The following is a 10676-nucleotide window of genomic DNA, read 5'->3' as shown; positions in this document are numbered from 1 at the left end:
ACCGTGAACCAGCGGCTGCGCAAGGCGATCGCGGATCTCACGCTCGACAAGCTGATCCTGCAGGAGGCCGCCCGGGGAAACTTCTGAGCCCCGCGCGCCGGCGCGCCTGTCGTGCACTCGGACAGCATCGCTCGACGCAGCGCAAGGTGCCGCGTGGGAGAGACGACGAGGCGGCGCTGCTGGCCGACCTGGTCGAGTTGGCGCGCCGGTACGGCCGCTACGGCTACCGCAAGATCGCCGCCCTGCTGCGGGCGGCGGGCTGGCTGGTCAACGACAAGCGGGTGGAGCGGCTGTGGCGGCAGGAGGGGCTGAAGGTACCGGCCCGTCAGCCCAAGAAGGGCCGGCTGTGGGACGGGGATGGCTCCTGTGTCCGGCTGCGGCCCGAGCACCGCAACCACGTCTGGTCCTACGACTTCGTCGAGGCGCGCACGCATGACGGTCGCAAGGTCCGCCTGCTGAACGTCATCGACGAGTTCACCCGCGAGTGCCTGGCGATCCGGGTAGCGCGCAAGCTCAAGGCACCGGACGTGGTCGATGTGCTCTCGGACTTGTTCATTCTGCGCGGCGTGCCTGCGCACGTTCGCTCTGACAATGGACCGGAGTTCATCGCTCAATCTGTGCAGAAGTGGATCACCGCCGTGGGCGCAAAGACAGCCTACATCACGCCTGGATCACCGTGGGAGAACGGCTACATCGAGAGCTTCAACGCGAGGCTACGGGACGAATTGCTGAACGGGGAGATCTTCTACTCTCTACGGGAGGCGCAGATCCTGATCGAGAGCTGGAGGAGACACTATAATGGGGTTCGGCCGCACGCTTCGCTCGGCGACCGCCCGCTGGCCCCGGAGGTGTTCGTGCCAGCTTTAACCGCTTGGCCGGCTGCGCTCGCCCGACCGGCTCCGCCGGCCAAGCTACCCGTGGTGGAAAGGCCCACGGTCCACTAACATTCCACTCGGGCCACCTCGTGGGGGCTGATCAGCAAAACATGACCGTGCAGCTTTCGGGTTTGAGGTGTTGGGCGCTGCTCGCGCGCGCCTCATCTGCCCGAACTACAATTTAACGCCCGATACGTTCCAGCGGGCTTCCGAAAGATGTGAGCGATCCTGACCATGCCGCGCCCATCCCCCCGCAACCAGGGCCTCTTTCCATGCGAGGCCGAGGTGGCCCGGCGCCTCAGCCAGAGCCCGACCGAGTGGGCAGCGAAGGCGAAGATCCTGGAGCGCGACGGCCTACCGAAAGTCGACCCGCTGATGGGCGGCCGCCCGTGGCCGGCAGTGCAGGCCTACTTCCTGAGGCGCTACGGTCCTCCACCGTCGAGCCAATGGCGCCCGACGGAGTGGAGAACCTCGATGCCTTCTGAATTCCCGACACCGGGCCTGAAGCGCAAAGCGCGGAAGAGCGGGCCTGACGTGCCCATGTGGGCGGCTCGCGCCGACCTCGTGAAACGTGGCTACGAGCCGAAGACGGTCCGCCTCCCCTACCGCCTCGACGAGCCCGAAGACGCGCCGCTACTCTCCGCGGCATGCCTCCGGCTCCAGGCCGAGATGCTGGAATGGTCGTCCGGTCACTTGCGGGATCCGAACCGATTCGACAGCTCGATCCGTAGCCTGTCGCGGCGCTACCAGACCGACCCGGAGAGCCCGTTCGACCGCCGGCTCGAGCACACCACCCGGGAGAAGGATGCTCATGTGCTCGGGCTGATCGAGAGGACCGTCGGCGATCGGCTGGTGCCGTGCGTGAAGCTCGCCGATCTCTGGCGCTGGTACGATGCGGCGAAGAAACCCAAGGCGCCCGGCCGGCCCGAGCGTATCCGACGCGCCTGGGGCCTTATGAAGAAGCTCCGCGAGCTGTTCTCCTACGGCGTGGCGGCCGACTTGATGACTGCGCCCGGGTCCGGGATATCCTCGCCGACGTCCGCTTCCCGCAGCCGGCTCGGCGCCGCACCACTCTCGACCTCGACCATGTCGGGGCCTTCATCCCGAAGGCGATCGAGATGGGGCGCATCTCCCTGGCGCTCGCGACCGCGATCCAGTTCGATGCCGTCATGCGGCAGAAGGATGTGGTGGGCGAGTGGGAGCCGATCCCGGAGGGGGAAGCGCGGACCGGCATCGTGCTCAACGGCCGGCGCTGAGTGAATGGCCTAACCTGGGCGGGCTTGGTGCTCGACGGGGTGACCCGCAAGGCGACAACGAAGACCGGCGCGATGATCGCGCACGATTTCTCCCTCTGCCCACATGTCCAGAAGATCGCCGCCCAGATCCCGTTCGAGCAGCGCGTCGGTCCGCTCATCATTGATGAACAGCAAGGTCGTCCCCACGCCGGAGACGCCTTTCAGCGCGAGTGGCGCAAGGTGGCCCGGGCGGCCGGCATTCCGGATCACATCTGGAACATGGATGCGCGGGCAGGCGCCATCACCGAAGCCGAGGATGCAGGAGCCGATCTCGACGCGATCCGAGCCATCGCTGCCCACACCGATGCGAAGACTACGGTCCGCTACTCGCGTGGTGCGGTCGGGAAATCGCAAACTGTGGCGGAGCTGCGACTTGCCCATCGAGCGCTGAAGAACAGCGCCTGAACGAACATGGGGTCCGCGATATCAGCTGCAGACCGTCAAGAAAGCTGACGCTTCAACGGTTTGGATGGAGCGGGCGATCGGGATCGAACCGACGACATTCAGCTTGGGAAGCTTTAGAGGCGGGTTTCCGAGCACCCGCGAAGCCTGTTAACCACTTCGACTAACTTCTTCATGTTGCAAGAATTTCTTGTGCCCCTGCGCAGTCCGCTGCGTTGCCGCGACCTCCGGGGCCGTGTTGTATCCCCGTTGTATCCCATGCGGAGGACACGGTGGCGAAGGCGAAGGAGCGAGGCGGCTACGAGCGCGAGCGCGTCCATCTCACGGCCGATGCCGTGGCGCGGGCGATGCGGCTGATCGACGAGGGACGGGTCCCGGGCCGCGGCATCGAGTTCGCCGACACGGCCAAGGACGCGACCGGCCTGACGCTGCGTGTCACGAAGGCCAGCGGCACCTGGTACCTGCGCCACCGCCGGGGGACGATCCGGCTCGGAGGCACCGACGTGATGGACCTACAGGCCGCGCGGATCGCCGCGGCCCGCGCGCGCCTGGACTTCGCCGCCGGGTTCGACCCGAAGTTCGACGCCGAGATCTTCGAGCGGTCCCTCGGCGAGGGCACGTCCCTGCCCGAGGCGGTCGAGCTCGCCTACCCCCCGTTCGAGCCTCGCCGGCCGGAGCGAACCGAGGCGGACCGTCGGCGCGATGGTCCGTGGGAATGGCGCGACCTCGTCGACCTGTTCCTTGAGCATCACCTTCCGACCCTTCGCGAGGGTTGGGACAGCCAGTACGAGCGCGCCCTTCGCCTGCCCGAGTTCGCCGAGATCGCGGAGACGCCGGTCTCCGACGTCACGCTCGCGGACTTCGAGCGCGTCCGGGACGCCCTGGTTCGGAACCAGGCTCCGAGCACGGCATCCCGGGCGATGGCGAACGCCCGCGCGGCGCTCGATTGGGGTCACAGCGATCACTCCGGGCTCTGCGGCTGGACGGAGCAGGATGTCCCGTGGTGGTCCAACCGCGCGAAGGTCCGGTACAAGGCGCAAACGCGCGAGCACACGCCGACGGTTACGGAGCTCGTCCGGACGATCCTCGTTGCCGAGCACTGCCGGGCGCTCGGCGGCACGGACCAGGAGACCACCCCGGGGACGATCGCAGCCCTGTGGGCCGTCGTCCTGACCGCGCAGCGGACCGGCGCGCTTGGCGGGACCCGGCGGGATGGCGTCATCCCCGTGCCCGACCACCCGGGCTGGCTTGCCTGGACTTGGACCGGCGAGGAGATGAAGGGCGGCACGAGCGCGGCCCGCCCGCACGGCCTCCCGATCCCGCCCGAGGCATTGGCAATCTTCGCCAGGTTCGAGCGGGACAACGACAGCAACTGGCTATTCCCGAGCCGGGCGGCCGGCAAGCACGTCACCTCCGATGGCCTGAACCAGCTCCTCTACCGCCTCCAGGGAAAGACGAAGGCGGGCAAGAAGGGCGCCGTCACCGTCCGCAAGCGGGACTGGCTGAGGCTTGTCGGGGTCCGGCATTGGACCCCGCACGATGCCCGCCGGACGCTCTCATCCTACCTCGCGGACGAGGAGCTCGGCGGCGCCGGCAGCGCCATCCTCGCGCATAGCTCGGGCAAGGACACCGAGGAGGCGCGGATCGAGGACATCACGCGAAGGGTCTACGCCCGGGCGCAGCGCTTCCCGCTGAAGGCCAAGGGCATGGCTGCGTGGGTCCGGCACGTGCTCGACACATACGAGCGCGAGCGTCCTGTCGTCGAGCGGATGCTGCGGGCGGCACCGCCGGTCGAGGCGCCCGATCCCACGCCGGATCCCGAGCCCGTCGTGCGCGGGCCGGGCCGGCCGAGGAAGCCCAAGGCGGAGAGGAAGCCCCGGCGATGAGCCCCCTCCCCTCGGGTGTGTCCGCTCACCGGACAGACCCGGCCCTTGCGGCGCGCCCCGCGCGGGGGCATCCTCCTGGCATAGGGGACCGGCTCCGGCCGGTCAGCCTCCCGCATCCCCTTGAGGGCTCCCAACGATCGCACCGGCCGCCGCGCCGGGCAGGAGCCTTCCTATGCGCACCATCGACATCGCCGACATCGAGGCCTTCCTCCGCACGGGGCTGCCCCGTGCCACGGACGAGGAAGTCGCGTCCCTCGTCGCCCGCCTCGGCGGACGGGGCATCCGCCAGGACGACGCCGACCTGCTCCGACCCTTCACGGACAGGGACACGCCGCGCGACCGCATCGAGCGGATCCGGGCGGCGATCGGCTGCGTGCTGACCGGGCACCGCAACGGGTGGGTGCTCGGCAGGGTGAGCCCGACGGTCGAGCGCATCGTCGAGGCGGTCGCCGCGCGGGCCTGACCTCTGCACCCGCCCGGGCTTGCCCCGGGCCAGACGCGATGGGCGTAGTGGCTCAGCCAGACGCCCTGGGGCGTGCCGTCCGGTTGCTGGACGACCACCCGGGCGACGTCGACGACATCGTCCCAGGGCAGGCGCGCGCCGATCCTGTCGTGGTTCCCGCGGACGAGGAAGCGGCGGCGTCCCCTGAGGCGGGCGAAGACGGAGCGGGCGTAATCTTCGCTGCAGCGGTAGCAGAAGTCGCCGAGGTGCCAGACGGTGTCGTCGAGGCGCACCGCGGCGTTCCAGTTCGCGATCAGCGTCTCGTCGTGCTCCTCGATGGAGGCGAACGGACGTCGGAGGGACATCCGCTCGTCGAGGATGGCCCGGTGGCCGAAATGGTGGTCGCTCGACCAAAGGATTCTGGATGGCATCGGAGCCTCGCGGGTAGGGAGGCTCGGCCGTGGCGGCACTCCTGCGATCAGTGGGTGGGGTGCTGGCCGACGGGTTTCATGACGGTGTCTCCAGAGGGGGCAGCGAACCTGTCCCGGTCCGGGAGCCCGCGCAAGGCCGTGGTGCCGGGATCCACAAGGGCGCACCGCCGGGACGGGGCCGAGGGCCGTTCCGATTCACCGAGCCGGGATCCGAAACGCGCCTCGGCGGCGGGGTATCGGATAGCGCTACTTGCTACCCAGCGCGCAAGCGACTTTCGTTGGCGTGGGGCGCGGTTCGTGGTTCGACCGACATCTCGGTCGCGCGTTTCGCCAGGCGAAGAAGGTTCCGACGCAACCGGTGGCGCGTCTCTTCCTCGGCGATACCCCAGAGCCCTGCCAACACGGCTTCCGCGTCCAGGACGTCCCACGGCATGAGCGGAACTCCCGCGACCTGGGCAAAGGGTGCGTCGGTCTCGGTCAGCACTTTGTCGGCAGGCATAGCGGACACGAGGCGCAGGCCCGCAGGGGTGGCGAGCATGAGTGGCCCGACGCTGAACCAGCAGCCGGCCGCGACGGCACGTTCGAGTTCGCGCGAGGTTCCGCTGAACCAGTGCAGGACCGGAACCCCGCAGGCCGGAGCCGAGCCGAGGATGTCCAAAACGCAGCCTGCGGCGCGTCGGGAGTGTATGCTCAGCACGCGCCCACCCAGGCGGGCGCACTCCTCGACGATCCTCGCGAAGACCCGCTCCTGTCGGCCGAAGCTGGCCCGGTTCCTTGGGCTGCCATCGAGGCCGACCTCGCCGACGTAGGCGGTTCGCGGCAGCAGGTCGAGAAAGAGGTCGATCTCGGCGTGACGCTCGGCAACCAGTTCGGGATGGAGCCCAAGCGCGACCCTGATGCGCTGGCGGCCCGCGACGAGATCCATGTTGCCCTGGAACGCGAGCGGCGTCGTGGTGACGGCCAGAACGAAGGCGCCGCGTTTCTCGGCCTCGTCCAGCACTGCCGCCGGGTCCGGGTAGAGGTCGATGTGGCAGTGAAGGTCGATCAAGCGGGTGCCTCGGCTAACCGACAGCCGCCCGGAGACCTATCGGATCACGCCGACCCCTCTCAGGAAGGAGCCGAGCTCACCGATGCCACGCCTGGCGACGTCCTCGTACGGCGCGGTATCGGCACCGAGTTGGGCCGCATTGAGGGCGCCCCCGAGCCAATCCTTGAGGCCCGATGCCTCGACCCTTCCGACGGCCATGGCCGCGGCCCTGACGTCCTCGAAGTCGCGGTGCTTCCGGCCCGGGAGCGAGATGTCGTACTTGTAGGCGAGCGTCGCGTCCGTAATGCCGGCCGCGTGGAACGAGGCGCGCCGGATGAGGCAGGGCACGCATCGCCCGCACTGGGTGAAGGCGGTTCGGGCGTAGCGGCCGCAGCTCGTGGTCTCGCCCGCGTGGCTCAGCAGGAAGGCGCGATCGGCGCAGCCGGACAGCATCTCCCCCTTGGTCTTCAGGATGTACGGGTTCACCAGGCGGACCCGGAGGTCGGCGGCGTCGATCAGGTCCTGCAGACGGCGCATGAACACCGGGTGGGTGGTCCGCGTGCTGTGGCTCGCCATACGCAGCGGCGTCAACGGCACGTTCAGGCTGATGAAGCCGTTCTCGGGAACGTACAGGTCGACGGTCTGACCGTCCCGGTAGGTCGCGAGGCAGGTCGCGGCAAGGACGCCGTAGGCGATGAAGATGATCGAGCGGGCCCGCTGCGACCGGTCCGAAAAGCCGGCCGGCGGCCTGGCATTGTGGTTGAGCTGCAGGTGCATCCCATCGCCGGCGATCATGTGCCCCAGCTCGCGCTGGGTCTGCTTGTCGCCCTTGGCGATCTGGCTGACGAGCAGCGCCCGCCGCCCTTCAGCCCTGAGGTCGAGCGCCCCGATGAGGCTGTCGAGGCCGCCGGAAAGGAGGCAGACGCACTCCTCCGGCCGCGGCATGACCTGGGGCGGCGGCGCTGGCTGCAACCCGCCCCCGACGAACTCGATTCTCCAGCGGTCGGTCGAGAGGAAGCCGAGGGCGTCTTGGAGGATCTCCCGGCGCGCGTGCCAGAACACCGGGTCCATCAGGGCAACCGACAAGTCGATGCTTCGGGTCCACCCGTCCGGGCTGGAGCTGCGGGAGCACCCTTCATCGGCCGCGATGACGGAGAGTGCGACCGACAGGAAATCCCATGCCCGGGCCGAAGGCGCCAGGCCGAGACGACGTACCGTCGGGATCAGGGCGGTGGCCACGGAGCCGACGTCTGCGGCCGGAGGCGTCCCGTAGAGGACGTAGCGGAGGTCGGAGGGCGTTGTCGCGGCGACGCCTGCCGGAACGCACGTCACTCTCATCGCAGGTAGCTCTCGAAGACCTCGAAGGTGTCGCGCAACACGCTGGCGGCGAGCGTCGCGGCCCCCTGGCGGCTGAGGCGCTGCCCCCGGTCGGACCGCGCGCGGAAGCGGCGCGCCACTTCCTGCCGGACGTAGTCCTTGATCTGTTCGAGCCGGCTCGTGGCGGTCGCGGGATCGGGGGCCTTGTCGTGGACCGCCTTACCGACGTCGAGCTCGACCCGGTGGCAGAGGTCGTGGGCCACGTACCCCTCGACCACCACCCCGATCTGCTCCGGCGAAAGCGCCAGCAGGTCGGCGTCCGGCTCCGCCGCGATGAGGTCGGAGAGCGCGCGGGAAATCGCGTCTCTAGCAGCCTCGGTGTCCTGCGTTCCGTCCGAAGGCCTAAGGGCGTTGGCGATCCGGTCGGCGACTTCGGTGGCAGGGCGGCCGCGAAGCTCCGAGGCATCCAGCCCAAGGTCCACGGGCGGCCGGGTGCCGGAGCGCAGGGCATCCAGGACGCCGTAGAGGCCGCCGGCGGTGACCACCGTTCCGCCCATCCGGCGGGTCGCGGCCGTCGATCCGCCTAGCCCGGTCCGGCTGTAATGCCCAAGCCCGCGGCGCAGGTCGTCCCGAGAACCCGAGCGGGCGAAGTGCCCCAGGCTCGTGCGCGCCGCCGAGAAGCGTCGCGGTGGCGCAAATTGATTGGGTGGGGCCGGCGGGAGCGGCTGCGGGACGTCCTGCGCCGGGGGTGCGGGGCTCTCGTCCGGCGCAGCGTCGGGCGGCGCCTCGGGCGGCAAGGGCGGGAGCAGCGGCGGCAGAGGGGGAACCCAGGGGGGCACCATGGGCACCCCGCCGCCCGGACCAGTGCTCGACGAGGAGGTGCCCATCAGTCAGCGCCCCCGTCGCGAGCCAGCCGAAATCGCACGCTTGACAGGTGCCGGCGTGTCGTCCTGCTCGGCCCAATGCGACAGGACCGTTGCGGCCCAGGGCTTGTCGGACAGGATCGGCACGATGGGGGCCGTAAGCTGCGCCGGCGGCACGTCGCGCAGGAAACGGGCGAACGTCGAGCCGTGATCCGGGTCGACGGCCGCGATCGTCAGGGCGGCGTGCAAGATGGGCGGGGTCCCCCATTCCTGAACCTGTCGAGCCTTGCCGAGCACCCGTTCCATGATCTGGGCGGTCTCCCGGTGAGGCAGGCCGCGAAGCTGGGTGACGAGTTGCTCGCTGATGCCGGACCTAATCGCGAGCACCCCGGCGAGTAGCGCTGCGGCCTCGGACGACATCTCGTCGTTCGGCGTGATGACCGGCAGGTGGTCGCGGCTCACGTACACGACGGCTCGGAGGTCGAGGTCGGCAAGTGGGGGATCGAGCGCCAGCCATCCCTTGGCGAAGTCGCCGTTGAACTCGGGCCTCAAGCCCGGCGGCTGCTCTCCCTTTCGCGCGGCCTCTTCCCAGGGTGCCAGGAACGCCGGCTTGCCCTCGTCGTGCGCCGCCACCGCCTTCAGGATGCTTGCGTAGGCGTCCTTCTGCCCGCACCGCTCGAACAGCAGCATCTTCGCCAGGACCTGTTCGTCCACCGTGACGCCCTGCCTCCGAGCAATCGACATCCGGATCGAAAGCGTATTGAGGAAGCGCTTGATCAGGCGCGGATTGCCCGAGATGCGCTCCGCCGTCGCCATCGTCGGCGCGAGGCGGTCCGCGAGGTCGAAACGGGCGGCCAGGGCGTCGGGGCAGTCCTGGATGAGGGTCTTAACGAAGGCCGCGTCGACGCGCTTGCCCTGCCAAGTCTGTCCGAGCCGTGCGCAGATCGCCGTCCGGAGCTCGTCGCGCCGTTCCGCCTCAAGCCCGCTGTTCTCGATGAACAGGAGCATCAGGTAGGCGCGCACGTCTTGGGTCCCGAGCGGCGGCACCCGGATCGGGACCTGGATCAGCTTATCGAAGTAGCTCGTGATGAGGTCGTCATCGAGCGCCACGTCGAAGTTGAAGTGGGCGCGCACCGCGTTCCGGATCATGCGATCGTCCGCCGCGATGACGAAGGCCGTGCCCTCAAGGAAGAGGAATAGGCGGACCGCCTCCAAGGTCGCGATGGCGGTCGCTGGCAGGCAGCGGTCCAGGTCGTCGATGAGCACCACGAGCGTGACGCCAAGCTCCTCCAGGGTCGCCTCGAAGTGGTCGCGCAACTCCTGGATCTGCTTCGGTGGCGAAGGCCGCTCCTTCTTGTCGCCGACGAGCCCCTTGCCCGTGTCCGCCGCCTCCTTGCCCGCCGCCTTGGCCGCGTCGACATCCTCCTTCGTGACGTCGCCGTCCGTCAGACCGCGAAACGCGTCCCAGAGCCCCCCGAGGACGCCGGGCAACGGCATGCCGACCGCGACGGAGCCGGCCACCCCGGCGGCCAGACCCGCCGCGCGTGCCCAGCGGACACGACCGAGGAATTCAAGGATGTGGGTGGTCGGCTTCTCGTGCTCCTCGGCGTACTCCAGGAGCTTGGTGCCGATGACCTCCATCAGCGCCGACCGGGCATCGTCGTAGCCCTGGTAAAGCCAGGCGTTGAACTCGACGAACGCGAAGTCCCGACCCTCCCGGCCGTCAAGCTCGGCCCGGAGGAGCTTGACCATGGAGGACTTACCGGCGCCCCATCCACCCGATACCCCGAGCGACAGCGCCTGCCCCTCGGCCTGAACGATCATCTCGGCGGCGGTCGCCGCGACGGCATGGAAGTTGAGGAAATCCCGCGCGGTTTCCTTGTCCGACCACATGCGCCAGCCCCCCAAGGCCAAGTTCGCCAGTCAAGGCATTTGAGCCCCTTTTGTTCCAGTGCCTCGGTGAGGTGACCCACAACCTAGAAGCGACGATGCACGCTCGGGGCCGCGCAGTCGTCCTGAACTGCGCCAAGCCATTGCTCTGGATGCCGCGCGAACAGGGTATCGGGTCACGCTACCTGATACCCGACCGCGGAGTCGCGAATCCGCGCCCCCGCAGGGCCGATTTCAGCGCCCGCTTA

The 10676-nt window shown here is 69.1% G+C and carries 8 protein-coding genes and 2 pseudogenes; 5 read left to right on the top strand and 5 right to left on the bottom strand.

All coding sequences use genetic code 11. The features are described from left to right. The 5 genes and pseudogenes from HPY23_RS32165 to HPY23_RS32150 all read left to right on the top strand — a co-directional run. Window positions 1–944, top strand: a pseudogene (locus tag HPY23_RS32165) (IS3 family transposase); the annotation flags it as partial. Window positions 945–1993: 1049 nt separating this feature from the next. After that, window positions 1994–2131 carry a hypothetical protein gene (locus HPY23_RS33470; RefSeq protein WP_236012892.1) on the top strand — a complete coding sequence of 46 codons (138 nt, stop codon included), beginning with the start codon at window positions 1994–1996 and terminating at the stop codon, window positions 2129–2131. Window positions 2132–2158: 27 nt separating this feature from the next. Next, a complete protein-coding gene (locus tag HPY23_RS33465) occupies window positions 2159–2575 on the top strand; it encodes a site-specific integrase (RefSeq protein WP_236012891.1) in 417 nt (138 codons plus the stop codon). Window positions 2576–2844: 269 nt separating this feature from the next. Next, entirely contained in the window at window positions 2845–4458 is a 1614-nt protein-coding gene (locus HPY23_RS32155) for a tyrosine-type recombinase/integrase (RefSeq protein WP_200602006.1), read from the top strand. A 172-nt stretch (window positions 4459–4630) separates the two neighbouring features. Continuing rightward, a complete protein-coding gene (locus tag HPY23_RS32150) occupies window positions 4631–4921 on the top strand; it encodes a hypothetical protein (protein WP_099954482.1) in 291 nt (96 codons plus the stop codon). A 19-nt stretch (window positions 4922–4940) separates the two neighbouring features. Here HPY23_RS32150 and HPY23_RS33460 read toward each other — a convergent pair. The 5 genes and pseudogenes from HPY23_RS33460 to HPY23_RS32130 all read right to left on the bottom strand — a co-directional run. After that, window positions 4941–5265: pseudogene (locus HPY23_RS33460) on the bottom strand (metallophosphoesterase); the annotation flags it as partial. A gap of 319 nt (window positions 5266–5584) precedes the next feature. After that, window positions 5585–6379 (bottom strand): Qat anti-phage system TatD family nuclease QatD, encoded by a 795-nt coding sequence (qatD, locus tag HPY23_RS32145; protein ID WP_099954481.1) that lies wholly within the window; start codon window positions 6377–6379, stop codon window positions 5585–5587. Window positions 6380–6415: 36 nt separating this feature from the next. Then, the gene (qatC, locus tag HPY23_RS32140; protein WP_123834355.1) at window positions 6416–7597 is read right to left on the bottom strand and encodes a Qat anti-phage system QueC-like protein QatC; all 1182 of its coding nucleotides are present in this window, start codon (window positions 7595–7597) and stop codon (window positions 6416–6418) included. A 95-nt stretch (window positions 7598–7692) separates the two neighbouring features. Beyond that, complete coding sequence (qatB, locus tag HPY23_RS32135; protein WP_329618775.1) at window positions 7693–8517, bottom strand: Qat anti-phage system associated protein QatB; 825 nt, start codon at window positions 8515–8517, stop codon at window positions 7693–7695. 48 nt (window positions 8518–8565) lie between these two features. Further along, on the bottom strand, window positions 8566–10431 hold the full coding sequence (locus tag HPY23_RS32130; protein WP_099954478.1) for a KAP family P-loop NTPase fold protein: 1866 nt from the start codon (window positions 10429–10431) through the stop codon (window positions 8566–8568). Window positions 10432–10676: the final 245 nt, after the last annotated feature.

Origin of the sequence: Methylobacterium ajmalii, from assembly GCF_016613415.1 — a bacterium.
GTDB lineage: Bacteria > Pseudomonadota > Alphaproteobacteria > Rhizobiales > Beijerinckiaceae > Methylobacterium > Methylobacterium ajmalii.
The sequence above is the reverse complement of the archived record's forward strand: the minus strand, read 5'-3'. Positions and strand labels throughout refer to the sequence as shown.

Bases quoted from the DNA above. Each gene is read 5' to 3' on its own strand.
- HPY23_RS33470 (WP_236012892.1), top strand. From the start codon at position 1,994: ATGGGGCGCATCTCCCTGGCGCTCGCGACCGCGATCCAGTTCGATGCC.
- HPY23_RS32150 (WP_099954482.1), top strand. From the start codon at position 4,631: ATGCGCACCATCGACATCGCCGACATCGAGGCCTTCCTCCGCACGGGG.
- qatB (WP_329618775.1), bottom strand. From the start codon at position 8,517: ATGGTGCCCCCCTGGGTTCCCCCTCTGCCGCCGCTGCTCCCGCCCTTG.
- HPY23_RS32130 (WP_099954478.1), bottom strand. From the start codon at position 10,431: ATGTGGTCGGACAAGGAAACCGCGCGGGATTTCCTCAACTTCCATGCC.